Source organism: Georgenia yuyongxinii (assembly GCF_006352065.1).
Taxonomy (GTDB): Bacteria; Actinomycetota; Actinomycetes; order Actinomycetales; family Actinomycetaceae; genus Georgenia; species Georgenia yuyongxinii.
Genome location: NZ_CP040915.1, coordinates 1265075 through 1282862, shown reverse-complemented (window position 1 = coordinate 1282862; position 17788 = coordinate 1265075). Strand labels below are relative to the sequence as shown.

The window sequence follows — 17788 nt, the reverse complement described above, 5'->3', positions numbered from 1 at the left end:
GGGGGCGTGCGGCGGTGGCGAGCTTCCACGCCGGGCGTCAGCCCCAACGCCGGGCGAAAGACGCGCTCACACCGACCAGAGCGGCCGGCTTCGGCCGACTGAGCCGGGCGTTCCGGGGCCGTGATGACCGTGATGCCGCGCACTACCGCCGTCGTGAAAGAATCGGTCACCATGAGCGACGCACCCCTGGCCGGTACCGTGCCCGAGACCGAGACCCTCCCGGCCCCGCAGGCACCGGACAAGGTCAGCCTCGACGGGCTCGAGGACCGCTGGAACTCCGCCTGGACCGAGGCGGGCACCTACGCGTTCGACCGGAGCGCCACGCGCGAGCAGGTCTACTCGATCGACACCCCGCCCCCGACCGTCTCCGGCTCGCTGCACGTGGGCCACGTGTTCAGCTTCACCCACACCGACGTCGTCGCCCGCTACCAGCGCATGCGGGGCAAGGCCGTGTTCTACCCGATGGGCTGGGACGACAACGGCCTGCCCACCGAGCGGCGCGTGCAGAACTACTACGGGGTCCGCTGCGACCCCTCCCTGCCCTACGACCCGGACTTCACCCCGCCCCACGAGGGCGGCGAGGGCAAGTCCATCAAGGCCGCCGACCAGATCCCGATCAGCCGGAGGAACTTCGTCGAGCTGTGCCTGCGCCTGACCGCCGAGGACGAGCAGCAGTTCGAGTCGCTGTGGCGCCACCTCGGGCTGAGCGTGGACTGGAACCACCACTACCAGACCATCGGGCACGACGCCCGGCTCGTCGCCCAGGCCGGCTTCCTGCGCAACCTCGCCCGCGGCGAGGCCTACCAGGCGGCCGCGCCGGGACTGTGGGACGTGACGTTCCAGACCGCCGTCGCCCAGGCCGAGCTCGAGGCCCGCGACTACCCGGGCTTCTACCACAAGGTCGCCTTCCACCAGCCGGATGGCAGCCCGGTCCACATCGAGACCACCCGCCCCGAGCTGCTCCCCGCGTGCGTGGCCCTCATCGCCCACCCCGACGACGAGCGCTACCAGCCGCTCTTCGGCACCACGGTCACGTCCCCGGTCTTCGGTGTCGAGCTGCCCGTGCTGGCCCACCCGGCCGCGGAGATGGACAAGGGCGCCGGCATCGCGATGTGCTGCACCTTCGGTGACCTCACCGACGTGCAGTGGTGGCGCGGGCTCGACCTGCCCACCCGCCCGGTGCTCGGCCGCGACGGTCGCATCCTGCGCGAGACCCCGGACTGGCTGACCACCGACGGCGGCCGCGCCGCCTACGAGGAGATGGCCGGCAAGACCACCTTCTCCGCCCGCAAGGCCGTGGTCGACGCCCTGCGCGCCAGCGGCGACCTCGATGGCGAGCCCACCCCCACCCAGCGGAAGACGAACTTCTTCGAGAAGGGCGACAAGCCGCTGGAGATCGTCACCTCGCGGCAGTGGTACATCCGCAACGGTGGCCGCCCCTACCCCGAGGCCGACGGCAACGAGCTGCGCGAGAACCTCATCGCCCGCGGCAAGGAGCTCGACTTCCACCCCGACTTCATGCGGGTGCGGTACGACAACTGGGTCAACGGCCTCAACAGCGACTGGCTGATCTCCCGTCAGCGCTTCTTCGGTGTCGCGATCCCGGTGTGGTACGCCGTGGGCGCCGACGGCGAGCCGGACTACGACCGTGTGCTCACCCCGGACGAGTCGGCCCTGCCGGTCGACCCGAGCACCGACGTGCCGCCGGGCTACACCGAGGACCAGCGCGGCAAGCCCGGTGGCTTCGTCGGCGAGGTCGACATCATGGACACGTGGGCGACGTCGTCGCTCACCCCCCAGATCGTCGGCGGCTGGCTGCGCGACCAGGACCTGTTCGAGCGGGTCTACCCGATGGACCTGCGCCCGCAGGGTCAGGACATCATCCGCACCTGGCTCTTCTCCACCGTCGTCCGCGCCCACCTGGAGTTCGGCGCCCTGCCGTGGAAGCACGCCGCGATCAGCGGCTGGATCCTGGACCCCGACCGCAAGAAGATGTCGAAGTCCAAGGGCAACGTCGTCACCCCGATGGGGCTGCTCGAGGAGCACGGCTCCGACGCCGTGCGCTACTGGGCCGCCTCGGCCCGGCTGGGCACGGACGCCGCGTTCGAGGTGGGGCAGATGAAGATCGGCCGCCGCCTCGCCATCAAGATCCTCAACGCCTCGAAGTTCGCCCTGACCATGGGCGGGGACCAGCCGCTCGTGCTCGACCCGGCCGCCGTCACCGCCCCGATCGACCGGGCGATGCTCGCCGGCCTGGCCGACGTGGTGGCGGCGGCCACCGCCGCGTTCGAGGCGTACGACCACACCAAGGCCCTCGAGGTCGCCGAGACGTTCTTCTGGACCTTCTGCGACGACTACCTCGAGCTGGTCAAGGACCGCGCCTACAACCGCGACGGCGACCTGCCCGAGGCCGACGCCGCCTCGGCCCGTGCCGCCTTGGCCATCGCGGTGGACACCTTCCTGCGGCTGTTCGCCCCGGTGCTGCCCTTCGCCACCGAGGAGGTCTGGCACTGGTACCGCACCGGCTCGGTGCACCAGGCCTCCTGGCCCACCGCCGCCCCCCTGCGTACGGCCGCGGCCGACGGCGACCCCACCTTGATCGACGCGACCGGCCAGGCCCTCGCTGCCCTGCGCAAGGTCAAGTCCGAGGCCAAGGTCTCCCAGCGCACCACCTACGCGCGGGTACGGCTGGAGGTCCCGAGCTCCGCCGTCGCCCTGGTGGAGCAGGCCCTGGGTGACCTGCGCGCCGCGGGCCGCGTGCGCGGTGAGCTGCAGCTCGTGGGCGTCGACGGCGCCGAGCAGGCCACCGTGACGGACCACGAGCTCGACGAGCCCGAACCGCGTCGCTGACCGACCACCACCGCCGTCGGGCCTCGTGCCCGGCCGCGGTGCCACACGGGCCGCCGCGCGGCCCACCCGGCCGCCGCGGCGGCCAGAGAAGGGACGAGCACATGGCCGAGACGGTAGGAACCCAGCAGACGGGCGCCCCGCGGGAGGCGAGCACCCCCGGCGTCGGGCGGCTCACGCCCGACATGTCCATCCCGGGCATCCTGACCGACCGGCTGGCCCGTCAGCCCGAGAGCGTGATCTTCGAGCGCAAGTCAGCCCTGGGCACGGAGTTCGTCCCGGTGACCACGCGGACGTTCGCGACCGACGTCATGGGGGTGGCGAAGGGCCTGGTCGCCCTGGGCGTCCATCCTGGGGACCGGGTGGCGATCCTGAGCCACACCAGCTACGAGTGGTCGGTGCTGGACTTCGCGAGCTGGTCCGTCGCCGCGGTGCCGGTCCCGATCTACGAGACCTCCTCGGCGGAGCAGATCGAGTGGATCGTCACCGACTCCGCCGCGAAGTTCGTCTTCGCCGAGACGCACGCCCAGGCGGCGGCCGTGGAGAGCCTCATCGGGAAGGCGCCGAGCCTGGAGAAGGTCTACGTCATCGACGCCGGCGCCTTGGAGCAGGTGACCACCGCCGGAGCCGCCACGCCGGAGGAGGAGGTCACCCGGCGGACCACCACGGTCGACATGACCAGCCTCGCCACGATCATCTACACCTCGGGCACCACGGGCCGGCCGAAGGGTGTCGAGCTGACGCACGGCAACTTCGTGACGCTGGTGGTCAACGGGACCGACGACCCGAACTTCAGCGAGGTGGTCCGGGGCGCGGACAAGCGCACCCTGCTGTTCATGCCGATGGCGCACGTCTTCGCCCGGTTCGTCCAGGTGCTGTGCGTCTACTCGGGCGCCGTCATGGGGCACGTGCCCGACGCCCGGAACCTCGTGGCCGACCTCGGCGTCTTCAAGCCCACCTTCCTGCTCGCCGTGCCGCGGGTGTTCGAGAAGGTCTACAACTCCGCCGACGCCAAGGCCGGTTCCGGGGCCAAGCAGCGGATCTTCCGCTGGGCGGCCAAGGTGGCCATCACCTACTCTCGGGCGCTGGACTCCGCCGAGGGGCCGTCCCCGGCACTGAAGGCCCAGCGCACACTGGCCGACCGCCTCGTCTACGGCAAGATCAAGGCCGCCATGGGCGGCGAGCTGGTCTACGCCGTCTCCGGCGGCGGGCCCCTGGGTGAACGGCTGGGCCACTACTTTCGCGGCATCGGGGTCCAGGTGCTCGAGGGCTACGGCCTGACGGAGGTGGGCGCGCCCACCACGGTCAACCGGCCAGGGCTGGTCAAGATCGGCACCGTCGGCCCGCCCTACCCGGGCACGCAGATCCGGATCGCCGACGACGGGCAGGTGCTCATCAAGGGCAACCACGTCTTCCGCGGCTACCGCGACAACCCCGAGGCGACGGCGGCGGCGTTCGATGCCGACGGCTGGTTCGTCACGGGTGACCTGGGCACTCTCGACGCCGACGGCTACCTGCGCATCACGGGCCGCAAGAAGGAGATCATCGTGACCGCCGGCGGCAAGAACGTCGCCCCCGCGGTGCTCGAGGACCGGCTGCGTGGCCACCCGCTGGTCTCCCAGGTGGTGGTGGTCGGTGAGGGCAAGCCCTTCATCGGGGCGCTGGTCACCCTCGACGCCGACATGCTGCCGGGCTGGCTGGCCAACCACCGCCTGCCGGACATGACCGTGGAGGAGGCGGCCGCGGACGAGCGGGTCCTGGCGGCGCTGGACCGGGCGGTGACCCGCGCGAACGAGGCGGTCTCCCGGGCGGAGTCGATCCGGAAGATCTCCGTACTGACCACGGACTTCACGATGGAGAACGGGTACCTGACACCCTCGCAGAAGGTGAAGAGGGCTCTGGTGATGACGGACTTCGCGGACGCGGTGGAGCGGATCTACTCCTGACTCCCCCTCCCCGTGAGATGTCATCTTCTCGGCGAGATGTCATCTCCTCAGTGAGATGTCATCTCCTCGACGAAATGTCATCGGCGCGGTGAGAGGCCATCGCCGCCGTCGCCGCAGCGCCATGTCATGGCAGTCGCCGAGAACGCGGCACCTCATGCGTGAGGACGTGCGCGGGAGAACAGCGCGGGAGGCGGGGTGCCGGGCGGAGTGCCGTCAGGCCTCCGCCCGCGCGCCCACGTCGCCCCCGTTCGCCAGTGAGCCGGCGATGTCCTCGTGGTGGCGGATGACCTCTTCGACGATGAACTTGAGGAATTTCTCTGCGAAGACCGGGTCCAACCCGGCGTCCTCCGCCAGGGCGCGCAGCCGCGCCACCTGACGCTCCTCACGGCTGGGGTCCGAGGGCGGCAGGTCCAGCCGCGCCTTGAGCACCCCGACCCTCTTGGTGCAACGGAACCGTTCCGCGAGCAGATGCACCAGCGCGGCGTCGATGTTGTCGATGGTGGCCCGGGCCTCGCGAAGCTCGTCGGGCACGTCGGCGGGCTCGTTGCTGCGGTGGATCCCCGGGGTGGTCATGGCGCGATCCTACGGTTCCCGCTCGGGCGGGTGTCGGGACGTCCGCGACGGCGGACCCGGCGCGGCCCGGTGACGCAGTGCAGCCCGGTGACGCGGCGCGACCCGGTGACGCAGTGCGGCCCGGTGACGCGGCGCGACCCGGCGCCGGGCGGCCACCGCCCCGCCCGCCGGAGATGACATCTCACCGAGAAGATGACATCTCGCGGACGGACGGGCGGGGGCTGGGCGCGGGCGGGGCGGGCGGGGCGGGCGGGGCGGGCGGGGGCGGGGAACCGTCCGCGTACGCCCTACCGCGGCTCGGTGAGCGCCTGGCGCCGCCCCTGACGGTTGCCGCCCTCGCGGTGCTGGTCGGCGCTCTGGGTGAAGACGTGCTCGTTGGGGGTAGCCGCGTCGTCCCACCGCAGCAGCGCGCCGACGCCGTTCGCCAGGGTGAGGGCGGCGTCGTCGGCCACCGTGATGCCGGCTCCCTGGGCCAGTGCGGCGCGACCGAGGGCGAGGTCGGCGCGGACCTGGTGCGGCGCCGTCGCCCCGAGGTCGACGACGTCCTGCTGGGTCAGCCCGATCTCCAACGGCCCGTTGCCCACCCAGAGCTGCTTGGCGGCCAGGGACGACGGCGTACCTGCGACCGCCTCGGTGATCACGAGCTCGGAGACCTGCCCGCGGCGAAGCACGGCGAGAACGTCCTCCCGGCCTGTCACCGCCGCCCCGTCCTGGCCCTGCAGCTGCCGGAACCGGTCCAGCACGGACTCGCGACGGCGCAGCCGGCACTGCTCCAGTGCCGCGGCCACACGTGCGTTGAAGACCTCGGGCTTGACCCCTTCCGCGCGGGAGCCGCCCTCGACGAGAACGAGCAGCTCACGCGCGTGCTGGCCGACCGAGTCGGCGACGAGCGAGCGGGCACGGATGTCGCCGGTGAGGACCACCAGCTCCGGGCGTCGCTCGCTGACCACGCGGTCCAGCTCGGCCGCGACGGCCTCGGCGTTGCGGTCCCAGGAGTCCTCCACGCGGGTCTCGTAACGCCGCTGGGACCGGCCACCTGTGTTGGCCTTGGACAGCTCGTCGTGGCCGCCCTCGAGGGTGGCGCCGACGCCCGCGTTGTGCGCGGCGGCCGACTCGTGCAGCGTCAGGTCCGCGCCGGAACGGTCCACGGAGACGAGGAGGTAGCGCACGTGCTCGTCCGCGGCGCGGGCCAGCGCGAACACGTTCGGGCCGTGATCGTAGATCGCCTCGTCGGCGGCCGGCGGCTCCGCCAGCGCGCAGTCCAGGAGCACGGACCCGCGGCCCGCCACCAGGACGCGCCCGTGCTTGCCCGCGGCCTTGCTGATGGTGCGAATGCGCTCGTCGAGCGCCGCGAGGGTGGGCTCGTCGGCCTGCTGGCTCTCGAGTCCGCGCCTGAGGTCCTTCCACCGTGTGAGCACCGCCTGGTCGCCCGTCTCGCTCTCCCGGGTCGCATCCAGCACGACCGTGGCGATTGGGGTGTCTGCAGGAAGGTCGGCGGTGATCCGGTCAAGTCGCATCGAGCACCTCATTGTCGCGGGGACGGTGGTCCCACCAACTGTGCACGACTCAGGTGGGCCATGCCACCCCCCGCCGGCACCGGATCCGGGGGCCGGCGAAATGGACCCGATGGCCCGATTCGCCGGCTCCCTTGCAACGTGCCCTGGCGACGAGCCGATGGGCCCAGGTCCGAGAGCCTGCGGGCCGGAACGACGGCGGGGCCGGCGCCATCCCGGGAGGGATGACGCCGACCCCGTCGACGTCAAGTCGGTGCGCGGGTCTGGCGGGTCAGGCCGTCTTCTCGCGCGGCGTGCGGCGCTTGGGGGCCTCGCGCGGCACGAGCGTGGGGTTGACGTTCTCTAGGACCACCTCGCGGCTGACGACCACGCGGGCGACGTCGTCGCGGGAGGGCACCTCGAACATCACCTCGCGCAGCACCTCCTCCATGATCGCCCGCAGGCCGCGGGCACCGGTGCCGCGCAGCAGCGCCTGGTCCGCGATGGCCTCGAGGGCATCGTCGGTGAACTCCAGCTCGACGCCGTCGATCTCGAACATGCGCTGGTATTGCTTGACGAGCGCGTTTCGGGGCTCGGTGAGGATGCGCACCAGGGCCGACTGGTCGAGCTTGCTCACCGTCGCCACGATCGGCAGACGGCCGACGAACTCGGGGATGAGGCCGAACTTGTGCAGGTCCTCCGGGCGGACCTCGCCGAACAGGTCGTCCTCGGCGTCCGCCGAGCGGAGCGGGGCCCCGAAGCCGATGCCGCGGCGGCCGGTGCGGGCGGAGATGATCTCCTCGAGCCCGGCGAAGGCGCCGGCCACGATGAAGAGCACGTTGGTGGTGTCGATCTGCAGGAACTCCTGGTGGGGGTGCTTGCGCCCGCCCTGCGGGGGCACCGACGCCTGAGTGCCCTCGATGATCTTCAGCAGGGCCTGCTGCACGCCCTCCCCGGAGACGTCCCGGGTGATCGACGGGTTCTCGCTCTTGCGGGCGATCTTGTCGATCTCGTCGATGTAGATGATGCCCTTCTCGGCCTTCTTGACGTCGAAGTCGGCGGCCTGGATGAGCTTGAGCAGGATGTTCTCGACGTCCTCGCCCACGTAGCCCGCCTCGGTCAGGGCCGTGGCGTCGGCGATGGCGAACGGCACGTTGAGCATCTTCGCGAGCGTCTGCGCCAGGTAGGTCTTGCCGGTGCCCGTGGGGCCGACGAGGAGGATGTTCGACTTGGAGATCTCCACGCCCGAGTCGTCCTGGGAGGAGGTCTCCTTCGCCTGGACGCGCTTGTAGTGGTTGTAGACGGCGACGGCGAGGGACCGCTTGGCGGGATCCTGGCCGATGATGTAGTCCTCGAGGAACTCGAAGATCTCCCGCGGCTTGGGCAGGTCCACCAGGCCGAGCTCGCTTGACTCCGCGAGCTCCTCGTCGATGATCTCGTTGCACAGGTCGATGCACTCGTCGCAGATATAGACCCCAGGACCTGCGATGAGCTTCTTGACCTGCTTCTGGCTCTTTCCGCAGAACGAGCACTTGAGCAGGTCCGCTCCCTCACCCGTGCGAACCACCGGGCTCCACCACCCTCTCGTCTCTCGTTCCGTGCATGCCTGACGCTACCGGCCGCACCCGTCCATTCCACACCACGACGCACCCTCCTGTCCTGCGCGCCACGATCGGTGGACAACGGATCTGGGCGGGCACGGCGTCGGGCAGGGGTCACCCATCCTGGGCGCCGGGCAAAGGTGCCCGGCGCCCAGGACGACGACGGCGGTCAGGCCTTGGTCAGCTGCGGGGCCTTGCGGGACTCCAGCACCTGGTCGACGATCCCGTAGTCCTTCGCCTGGGCGGCGGTGAGGATCTTGTCGCGCTCGATGTCGTTGCGGACCTGCTCCACGGCGTTGCCAGTGTGCTCGGCGATGGTCTCCTCGAGCCACGCACGCATGCGCAGCACCTCGTTGGCGTGGATCTCGATGTCCGAGGCCTGTGCGTAGCCCCCACCCTCCAAGGACGGCTGGTGGATCATCACGCGGGCGTTGGGCAGGGCCAGCCGCTTGCCGGGCGAGCCGGCCGCGAGCAGCACCGCCGCGGCGGAGGCCGCCTGGCCCAGGCAGACGGTCTGGATCTGCGGCTTGATGTACAGCATCGTGTCGTAGATCGCCGTCAGCGCCGTGAAGGATCCGCCTGGCGAGTTGATGTACATGGTGATCAGACCGTCGGGGTCCTGGCTCTCCAGCACGAGCAGCTGGGCCATGACGTCGTCGGCGGAGGCGTCGTCGATCTGCACACCGAGGAAGATGATGCGGTCCTCGAAGAGCTTGGTGTACGGGTCCGAACGCTTGTAGCCGTACGCGGTGCGCTCCTCGAACTGGGGCAGCACGTAGCGGGCGGACGGCATGGCGGGGGCGGCGGACGTCGGCAGCAGGCCGGCCTGGCCGAGGAATTGTGCGGTCAACTTGGGCTCCTGTGATGGTGGGGTCGGCGAGAGGGGGCGGCGTTACTTCGCGTTGGTGCCGCCACCGCCGGGCACAGAGGCGGAGTGCTCGACCACGTGGTCGATGAAGCCATACTCGAGTGCCTCTGGGGCGGTGAACCAGCGGTCGCGGTCGGAGTCCTTGTTGATCTGCTCGACGCTCTTGCCGGTCTGGGAGGCGATCAGCTCGGCGAGGACCCGCTTCATGTGCAGGATCAGCTCGGCGTTGATGCGGATGTCGGTCGCCGTACCGCCGATGCCGCCGGAGGGCTGATGCATCATCACGCGGGCGTGCGGGGTGGCGAACCGCTTGCCCTTCGTGCCGGAGGAGAGGAGGAACTGCCCCATCGACGCCGCCATGCCCATCGCCACGGTCGAGACGTCCGGCTGGATGAACTGCATCGTGTCGTAGATCGCCATCCCGGCGGTGATCGAGCCACCCGGGGAGTTGATGTACAGGTAGATGTCCTTGTCAGGGTCCTCGGCGGCGAGCAGCATCATCTGGGCGCAGATGGCGTTGGCGTTGTCGTCACGGACCTCCGTCCCCAGCCAGATGATCCGCTCCTTGAGCAGCCGGTTGTAGATGTTGTCGGTCAGGCCCATGCCTGCGGTCTCGGTCCTCAGCTGCGGCATCTGCTCGCTCACGTCCACGCTCCTTCTCGCCCGGGTGGCGCCCAGCCGTCACGGCCGGTCTGGTCGGTCCTAGGACACTAACGCCGCCCGGCGACCGAACCTTTCACGGGGCCCGCCGTTTCGCTCACGGCGCACCCTGAGTCGGTCGCCGGGGTACGCCGCGGGCCCGGCACCTGGTGGTGCCGGGCCCGTGGCGGAAGTGCTTGCTACTCCTCGGCGGCCTTGGCGGCAGCCTTCTTCGCGGGTGCCTTCTTGGCGGGGGCCTCCTCGGCCGGCGCCTCGGCGTCCTTGGTGGCGGTCTTCTTGGCCGGCGCCTTCTTGGCGGGCGCCTTCTCGGCCGGCGCCTCGGCGTCCTCCGCGGTGGCCTTCTTGGCCGGTGCCTTCTTGGCGGCGGGCTTCTTGGCGGGGGCCTTCTCGGCCTTGGCCTCGGCTGCCTTCTCCTCGCCGGCCTCGTCAGGCGAGTCGGCGGACTCCGGGGAGTCAGCGGACTCCGGGGAGTCAGCGGACTCCGGGGAGTCGGCGGACTCGGCCGACTCACCCGACTCGGGCGACTTCGCCGAGGCGGGCGACGCGACGGCGTCGGGGCCGGCGGCGTCGAGCTCGTCCGAGCCGATGAAGTCACTCAGGTCGACCTCGTTGCCGGCGCCGTCCTTGACGGTGACCTGACGCAGCGCGATGGCGAGCGCCTTGTTGCGGGCGATCTCGCCGGTGAAGGCCTGGATCTGCCCGGTCTGGGCAGCCGCCTGGATGAACTGGTTGGGCTCCATGCCGTACTGGCGGGCGTTGGAGACGAGGAACTCCAGGAGCTCGTTCTGGGTCACGGCCACCTGGAGCTGCTCGGAGAGGGTGTCCAGCAGCAGCTGCTCGCGCAGGAGCTGGGTGATCTCCTCGCGCACCTCCTCACCGTGGGGGTCGTCCTCACCCTTGCCCTCGGCCTCGAGGTGACGCTTGATCTCGGCGTCGACGGCGCCGGTGGGCACCGGGAAGTCCGTGGCCTCGCGCAGCTTCTCGAGCAGCAGGTCGCGAGCCTGGACGGCGCGGTTGGCGTCCTTGTCCTTGCCGACCTGGGCGCGCAGGTCCGCGCGGAGCTCCTCGATGGTGTCGAACTCGGAGGCGAGCTGGGCGAACTCGTCGTCCGCGGCCGGCAGGTCGCGCTCCTTGACGGCGGTGGCGGTGACGGTGACGTCCGCGTCCGCACCCGCGTGCTCGCCGCCGGCCAGGGCCGCGGTGAACGTCTTGGTCTCGTTGGCGCTGGCGCCGGTGAGCGCCTCATCGAGACCGTCGAGCATGTTGCCCGCGCCGATCTGGTAGGAGACGCCGGAGACCGAGTCGACCTCCTCGTCGCCGACCTTCGCGCTCAGGTCGATGACCACGAAGTCGCCGTCCTGGATCGGGCGGTCCACGCCCACCAGCGAGCCGAAGCGCTCGCGCAGCGTGGTCAGCCGCTCCTCGACGTCCTCGTCGGCGACGTCGACGTCGTCGATGGTGATCTCGAGGGTGTCCAGCGCCGGGAGGGTGATCTCCGGGCGCACATCGACCTCGGCCTCGAAGACGAGCTGGCCACCCGGCGTGCCGGTGACGGCGGGGATCTCGGTGACGTTGATGCTGGGCTGGCCGAGCGGCTTGATCTCCGTCTCCGCGACGGCCTGGCCGTAGAACTCGGACAGGGAGTCGTTGACGGCGTGCTCGATCACGGCCGCGCGACCGACGCGCTGGTCGAGGATGCGGGGCGGCACCTTGCCCTTACGGAAGCCGGGGACGTTGACCTGCTCCCCGATGTGGGAGTAGGCGTGGTCGAGGCTCGGCTTGAGCTCGTCGTACGACACCTCCACGGTCAGCTTGACCCGGGTGGGCTCCAGGTTCTCGACGGCGCTCTTCACTGCGGTGCTCTCCACTCATCGGATGGTCGGTCAGGGCCCGCCTGCTGACGGCGGGAAACTCCGTGCGTGCCAGGAGCCGCGGCGACGGTCGGGGCACGGACCGACCAATCCTAGGGCACGCGGGCCGCGGGTGGCACCTCCCGGCCCTCTAGCCGTGACAGTGACAGCACGTCCCTCGCCGAGCGCACCCGAGCAGGAAGTGCGGTCAGGCCAAGTCAAAGGACACGCTACTCATCCGTTGCCGGCGCCCCCAGATGGTGACGATCTCCTCGTCTCGCGACTCGAGCCAGGCACGCCAGTCCGTAACGGCGGGGTGGCGCCGGAGCAGCGCGCGCCGCTCCCGTTCCGTCATCCCACCCCACACACCGAACTCGGTCCGCGAGTCCAGCGCATCCGCCAGGCACTCCCGGCGGACCGGGCAGCCGAAGCAGATCTCGCGAGCCGGTCGCTGACGGGCTCCCCGCACGAACAGATCCTCAGGGTCCATCTGGGCGCAGGCGGCTCGGGCCGCCCAGTTCTCGCCGGCGTCAGTCATCCCAGGCCTTTCTGCTCCGGGCCCAGCGGGGACGCGCGCGGCCATCTTTCTTATCGACACATGACGCTAACGCCGTGACCTATCTCACGGAAGCGTTGCATCGAAAATGCGCAATATGGACCTCGCCTGCGCGGATACCGGAAACCGGACGCAACGGTGCCGCACCGGTTGGGCGCGCTAAAGAAGCACCTCGCCACCCGGGAGGCAGCGACCACCCTGGCCGGGCTCCAGGCCCAGCTCGACGCCTTCGTCACCTACGACAACAACATCCGCCCGCACCGCTCCCTCGGCAGACGCACCCCGCGGGCGGCCTACGCTGGCCGGCCCAAGGCCGTCCCGATCGGCTCACCCGCCGGTCGGGACCACCGCGTCCGCACCGACAGGATCGACGGCCAGGGCAAGGTCACCCTGCGCTACAGCGGCCACCTGTACAAGATCGGCGTCGGACGAACCCACGCCCCAACCCCGTCGTGAGGCTCATCCAGGACCTGCCATCACCATCGCCGCAGTCCCCACCGGCGAGATCCTCCGCCAGGCGAGATCCTCCGCCAGCTCACCCTGGACACCAGCCGCACCTACCAAACCCCAGGAACACGACAAAGCCCGAACCCTCGAACTGAGGGTTCGGGCTGTCGCCGATGTCTTGCGACATCACACCTGTCGGGATGGCGGGATTTGAACCCACGACCTTCCGCTCCCAAAGCGGACGCGCTACCAACCTGCGCCACATCCCGTCACGCCGGCTACCGGCGTCGCCGCAGATTCTACGTCCCACGGGACCGCGGCCCGTCCACGGCGCGCGTTGCGGACGGCGCCGAGAGTTCTGGTTACAATCGACCCCGCGGACCTTCCCGCGCGGGTGTAGCTCAATGGTAGAGCCTCTGCCTTCCAAGCAGATGGTGCCAGTTCGATTCTGGTCACCCGCTCCACACCTCTCTTCTGGCAGGCCGGCGAGGGCCGGCCGCAGGGGCTGTAGCCGGGTTTCCCCGCCGACGGCGTGGCTGCTCGAGCAGCAGCACCCCACCTCCGGCGCATGGCGCTCCGCGCTCCCGGCGCCGGCTCGCGCGTCGCATTCCCCACGGACTTCAGACATGCCACACACGCGCCGCCGTCGGGAATGACGAAGGCCCCCGCACCATCGGTGCAGGGGCCTTTCGCAGGGTTGGAGTCGAGGTCAGGCCTCGACCACCAGACCCTTCTGGTAAGCCTTGGCCAGTCGCCGGGGCACCTTCACCTCGCGGCCCTGGACGCGGATGACGACGAGCTCGGTGAGCTCGGCCTTCCACTGGGACCGGCGAGAGCGGGTGTTGCTGCGGGACATCTTGCGCTTGGGAACTGCCATGCCCTTGCCGCTCCTTCCGTAAGTAGGGGGTAATTGCCGACGCCTACCCTCCCACGAGGAGGGGGCGTGTGGCCAACCTGAGCATCCTACATCGGCTGTGAGATTGCCCGCTCCGGCCCACGTCACACCCGCGCGGCAGGGGCTACTTCTGGCCGTAGCGGCGCTTGAACTTCTCCACGCGGCCGGCGGTGTCGACGACCCGCGATTTCCCTGTGTAGAACGGGTGGGACGCCGACGAGATGTCCACCTCGATCACCGGGTAGGTGTTCCCGTCCTCCCACTCGATCGTCTTGGACGAGTCCAGCGTGGACCTCGTGAGGAACGAGAAGTCCGAGGCGGTGTCGCGGAAGACGATCTGCCGGTATGTGGGGTGGATGTCCTTCTTCATGATGGCTCCTCTCCGGCATCCCGCGGCGTGCCGTCCGGTACGCCGACGTCGCCCGACCACGTCGGTGCGTCGGATGCTCGCGCTCGGTCGGTACAACGATGACGGCGGCCGATCATTCCCGCGAGCCCTGGCGTGACGCACCGCCGCTTCAGGCCCGGCTCGCGGCTCGGGGGATACTCGGCGGGTGAGCGACCTCAAGCTGGTGGGCGGCGCCGACGTCCACGCCGAGACCGAGGTGCGCCGCTCACGCTTCATCACCTTGCTGCGCCGCGTGGGCGACGAGGACGCCGCACGCGCCCTCGTCACCGACGCCCGGCACCGCTACCCCGACGCCCGGCATCACTGCTCCGCGTTCATCGTCGACATCCCCGGCGCCAATCGCGTCGAGCGCTCCTCCGACGACGGCGAGCCCGCCGGCACCGCGGGCATGCCGATGCTCGAGGTGCTGCGCGGTTCCGGGCTCACGGACGTCGCCGCCGTGGTGGTGCGGTACTTCGGCGGCATCAAGCTCGGCACCGGCGGCCTGGTCCGGGCCTACTCCGAAGCGGTGCAGGCCGCGCTCGACGGCGCAGCCCGGGTCCGGCTCGAGCGCCTCGGCCTGTGGGAGGTGGACCTGCCGCACGCCGACGCCGGCCGGGTGGAGGCCGAGCTCCACGGCCGCGGCGTGCAGGTGAAGGACGTGGCGTACGCGGCCGCCGGGGTGCGCCTGACCCTGGCCAGCGGCGACGGCGCAGCCCTCGCGTCGTTGCTCGCCTCCCTCACGTCGGGCGCGGCCCTCCCGCGCGCGGTCGGCACCACCGTGGTCGAGCACCGGGTCTGACCGCACGCCACCGGTGCCTCGGCACAACACCGGCACCTCGACGTCTCGCCACCGACCTCGACCGGCCGACAACCCGCCATCGACCTCGACGTGCCGACACCCCGCCACCAACCCCTCGACCCGCCGAGCAGGAACAGTTGCTCTAGTTGCACTAGAACAACTAAGTTGGAAGCGTGTTGCTCCGCATCGACCCGACCTCAACCGCGCTGCTCTTCGAGCAGCTCGCGGCGCAGGTCCGCGCCGCGGTCGTGGCCGGCACGGTGCGCTCCGGCGAGAGGCTCCCGGCCGCCCGAGACCTCGCGGAGTCGCTGGACATCAACCAGCACACCGTGCTGCGCGCCTACCAACAGCTGCGCGACGAGGGGCTGCTCGAGCTCAGGCGCGGACGGGGCGCCGTCGTCACCGCGCACGCCGCCGAGCAGTACGAGCGGTTGGGGCAGGCCCTCGAGGTGGTGCGCCGAGAGGCGCACGCGCTGGGGCTGCCGCTCTCCGCCGTCGCCGCCATGATCGCCACCGAGGAGAAGTGATGACCACCAGCGGATCACCGACCGGGCGCCGGGCCCTGCCGCACCGGGGTCGCGCATGGCTCTTCGGCGTCGTCGTACCCGTGCTCGTCACGGCGGCCGCCTGGATCGTGGTGCTGCGCCTGCTTCCCCGGCTGCCGGCGCAGGTGGCGCTGCACTGGGGGGTCGACGGGGTGGATCGGGTGGGCACCCACGCCGAGCTGCTGCGGGAGGCCGGGGTGATCGGCGGCGTCAGCCTGGTGGTGCTGGCAGTCCTGTCGCTCGCCACCGGGCGCACCGCGCTGGTGCGACGCCTCGTGCTGGGGCTGGCCACGGGATGCGCGGTGTTCTTCGCCGGCATCCTGCTCACACAGGTGCTCCTCCACGTCGGGCTCGACGACCCGTTCCAGGCCGGCTCCCCCGACGGCGGGTTCCTCCTTACCGTGGTGGCCGCGCTCGCTGCAGGTGCCCTGGCCGGTGCGTTGGCAGGCGCCGACCCGGACCTCCCCGCGGTCGAGGCGGTGCCCGGCGACGCCCCCCGCACCGCCCTGGGTACGCACGAGCGGGCCGTCTGGACGCGCCAGGCCGGCCCCAGCGCCCGGTCCCGCCGGTGGATCTGGTACGCGGTACTGGTCTACGCGGCCGCCTCCCTGGGCTTCGCCGTGGTGACGCAGAGCTGGTTCGTCGCCGTCATCATGCTGGTCATCGTCCCCGTGGCCCTGACCATGTTCGTGTGGGACGTGCGGGTGGACGCAGGCGGCCTCACCGCGCGTGGTTCCTTCGGCTGGCCGCGCCAGCACGTCCCGGCGGCCGAGGTCGTGCGCGCCTATGTGCGGGACGTCTCCCCGATCCGCGAGTTCGGGGGCTGGGGACTGCGCTCGGCCATGGACGAGACCGTCGGAGTGGTGGTGCGGCGCGGCGAAGCGATCGTCGTCGAACGCACCGGTAGGCGCCGGCTCGTCGTCACGGTCGACGACGCCGCCACCGGGGCGGCGCTGCTCAACACCTACGCCGAACGCGCACGCGGGAACGCACCCGGTACGCCGGACGACGACGGGGCGACAGCGACGGGCGCCGGCGCGGCAACGGCGTAGGGGCTCGCCCCCGGCTCGTTCGCGGCGCGGACGTACGTGCGCATGAGATGGATCACGCGCTAGGGTGATTGAGGTTTCAAGACCGGCATCAAACCGGCCTGCCCGCCCCGACCGAGAGGACGCCGCAATGAGCACCACGCTCGCCGCCCTCCCCGTCATCGTCCTGGCGTGCTGCTGCCCGGGCAGCTGTCTGTAGAGCGCCCGGCTCTAGCGTGCGGGACCACCCGCATGCCAGGCGCTCCCGCGGCCCCGGGCCGCGCGACCCGTGAAGTTCCCCAAGCCCCCGCCCCTCGCGGGTGGGTCAGACGCACCCCCGAAAGAGGAGAACCATGGCCAAGGTCTACAACGACGTCACCGAGCTCATCGGGCGCACCCCGCTCGTGCGGCTGAACAAGATCACCGACGGCGCGGGCGCCACCGTCCTCGCCAAGCTCGAGTTCTACAACCCCGCCAACTCCGTCAAGGACCGTATCGGCGTCTCGATCGTCGACGCCGCCGAGGCTGCCGGCGCGCTAAAGCCGGGCGGCACGATCGTGGAGGCGACGTCCGGCAACACCGGCATCGCCCTGGCGATGGTGGGCGCGGCCCGCGGCTACGACGTCGTGCTGGCCATGCCCTCCTCGATGAGCAAGGAGCGGAAGGCCCTGCTGCGGGCCTACGGCGCCGAGCTGATCCTCACCGAGCCCGCCGACGGTATGCGCGGCGCCGTCGAGAAGGCCGAGGAGATCGCCAAGGAGCGCCCGGGCTCCGTCCTCGCACGCCAGTTTGCCAACCCCGCCAACGTGGAGATCCACCGTAAGACCACCGCCGAGGAGATCTGGGCGGACACGGACGGCGCCGTCGACGCCGTCGTCGCGGGGATCGGCACCGGCGGGACCATCACCGGCGTCGGCCAGGTGCTCAAGGAGCGCAAGCCCGAGGTGAAGATGTTCGCCGTCGAGCCCGCCGAGTCCCCGATCCTCAACGGCGGCAAGCCCGGCCCGCACAAGATCCAGGGCATCGGCGCGAACTTCGTCCCCGAGATCCTCGACACAAACATCTACGACGAGGTCATCGACGTCGACGCCGAGACCTCGGTGCAGTGGGCCCGCCGCGCAGCCACCGAGGAGGGCCTGCTCGTGGGGCTGTCCTCCGGCGCCGCGCTCTCGGCGGCCGTGCAGGTCGCCAAGCGCCCGGAGATGGCGGGCAAGACGATCGTCGTCATCATCCCGTCCTTCGGTGAGCGCTACCTCTCCACGATCCTGTTCGAGGGCCTGGTCGACTGA

At 70.8% G+C, this 17788-nt stretch carries 16 protein-coding genes and 2 tRNA genes; 8 read left to right on the top strand and 10 right to left on the bottom strand.

Translation table 11 applies throughout. The features are described from left to right. Positions 1 to 171: 171 nt before the first annotated feature. Together valS and FE374_RS05850 are read left to right on the top strand one after the other, a co-directional pair. On the top strand, positions 172 to 2850 hold the full coding sequence (valS, locus tag FE374_RS05855) for a valine--tRNA ligase (protein ID WP_139927656.1): 2679 nt from the start codon (positions 172 to 174) through the stop codon (positions 2848 to 2850). A 101-nt stretch (positions 2851 to 2951) separates the two neighbouring features. Beyond that, positions 2952 to 4793 carry an AMP-dependent synthetase/ligase gene (locus tag FE374_RS05850; RefSeq protein ID WP_388042965.1) on the top strand — a complete coding sequence of 614 codons (1842 nt, stop codon included), beginning with the start codon at positions 2952 to 2954 and terminating at the stop codon, positions 4791 to 4793. Positions 4794 to 5006: 213 nt separating this feature from the next. Here the strand turns inward: FE374_RS05850 and FE374_RS05845 are convergent, their stop codons facing one another. The 7 genes from FE374_RS05845 to FE374_RS05815 form a co-directional block, all read right to left on the bottom strand. Continuing rightward, on the bottom strand, positions 5007 to 5366 hold the full coding sequence (locus FE374_RS05845) for a chorismate mutase (protein WP_139927655.1): 360 nt from the start codon (positions 5364 to 5366) through the stop codon (positions 5007 to 5009). Between the two features lie 287 nt (positions 5367 to 5653). Then, on the bottom strand, positions 5654 to 6826 hold the full coding sequence (locus FE374_RS05840) for a baeRF2 domain-containing protein (RefSeq protein WP_230978475.1): 1173 nt from the start codon (positions 6824 to 6826) through the stop codon (positions 5654 to 5656). Between the two features lie 325 nt (positions 6827 to 7151). Continuing rightward, positions 7152 to 8426 (bottom strand): ATP-dependent Clp protease ATP-binding subunit ClpX, encoded by a 1275-nt coding sequence (gene clpX / locus FE374_RS05835; RefSeq protein ID WP_139927653.1) that lies wholly within the window; start codon positions 8424 to 8426, stop codon positions 7152 to 7154. Between the two features lie 203 nt (positions 8427 to 8629). Further along, a complete protein-coding gene (locus tag FE374_RS05830) occupies positions 8630 to 9253 on the bottom strand; it encodes an ATP-dependent Clp protease proteolytic subunit (protein WP_139931402.1) in 624 nt (207 codons plus the stop codon). Between the two features lie 99 nt (positions 9254 to 9352). Beyond that, on the bottom strand, positions 9353 to 9961 hold the full coding sequence (locus FE374_RS05825) for an ATP-dependent Clp protease proteolytic subunit (RefSeq protein WP_139931400.1): 609 nt from the start codon (positions 9959 to 9961) through the stop codon (positions 9353 to 9355). 206 nt (positions 9962 to 10167) lie between these two features. After that, complete coding sequence (tig, locus tag FE374_RS05820) at positions 10168 to 11841, bottom strand: trigger factor (RefSeq protein WP_139931398.1); 1674 nt, start codon at positions 11839 to 11841, stop codon at positions 10168 to 10170. Between the two features lie 205 nt (positions 11842 to 12046). Continuing rightward, positions 12047 to 12376 (bottom strand): WhiB family transcriptional regulator, encoded by a 330-nt coding sequence (locus tag FE374_RS05815; protein ID WP_139927652.1) that lies wholly within the window; start codon positions 12374 to 12376, stop codon positions 12047 to 12049. Between the two features lie 168 nt (positions 12377 to 12544). Between FE374_RS05815 and FE374_RS05810 the strand changes: the two genes are divergently transcribed. Then, the gene (locus tag FE374_RS05810; RefSeq protein WP_168205606.1) at positions 12545 to 12850 is read left to right on the top strand and encodes an integrase core domain-containing protein; all 306 of its coding nucleotides are present in this window, start codon (positions 12545 to 12547) and stop codon (positions 12848 to 12850) included. A 186-nt stretch (positions 12851 to 13036) separates the two neighbouring features. Here FE374_RS05810 and FE374_RS05805 read toward each other — a convergent pair. Continuing rightward, positions 13037 to 13110: transfer RNA gene (locus FE374_RS05805), tRNA-Pro, on the bottom strand. Between the two features lie 121 nt (positions 13111 to 13231). Here FE374_RS05805 and FE374_RS05800 point away from each other — a divergent pair. Continuing rightward, positions 13232 to 13305, top strand: a tRNA-Gly gene (locus tag FE374_RS05800). Between the two features lie 245 nt (positions 13306 to 13550). Here the strand turns inward: FE374_RS05800 and rpmF are convergent. Further along, positions 13551 to 13718, bottom strand: coding sequence for a 50S ribosomal protein L32 (gene rpmF, locus FE374_RS05795; RefSeq protein ID WP_139927650.1), 168 nt, complete (start codon positions 13716 to 13718; stop codon positions 13551 to 13553). A gap of 142 nt (positions 13719 to 13860) precedes the next feature. Next, a complete protein-coding gene (locus tag FE374_RS05790) occupies positions 13861 to 14106 on the bottom strand; it encodes a type B 50S ribosomal protein L31 (protein ID WP_139927649.1) in 246 nt (81 codons plus the stop codon). 184 nt (positions 14107 to 14290) lie between these two features. Here FE374_RS05790 and FE374_RS05785 point away from each other — a divergent pair, with 184 nt between their 5' ends. The 4 genes from FE374_RS05785 (at position 14291) to cysK (ending at position 17788) form a co-directional block, all read left to right on the top strand. Further along, positions 14291 to 14926 carry an IMPACT family protein gene (locus FE374_RS05785; protein WP_139927648.1) on the top strand — a complete coding sequence of 212 codons (636 nt, stop codon included), beginning with the start codon at positions 14291 to 14293 and terminating at the stop codon, positions 14924 to 14926. A 173-nt stretch (positions 14927 to 15099) separates the two neighbouring features. After that, positions 15100 to 15453 carry a GntR family transcriptional regulator gene (locus tag FE374_RS05780; protein WP_139927647.1) on the top strand — a complete coding sequence of 118 codons (354 nt, stop codon included), beginning with the start codon at positions 15100 to 15102 and terminating at the stop codon, positions 15451 to 15453. Continuing rightward, positions 15453 to 16523 (top strand): DUF1648 domain-containing protein, encoded by a 1071-nt coding sequence (locus FE374_RS05775; RefSeq protein ID WP_139927646.1) that lies wholly within the window; start codon positions 15453 to 15455, stop codon positions 16521 to 16523. Before FE374_RS05780 ends, FE374_RS05775 begins: the two co-directional genes overlap by 1 nt. Before the next feature lie 329 nt (positions 16524 to 16852). Continuing rightward, entirely contained in the window at positions 16853 to 17788 is a 936-nt protein-coding gene (gene cysK, locus FE374_RS05770) for a cysteine synthase A (protein ID WP_139927645.1), read from the top strand.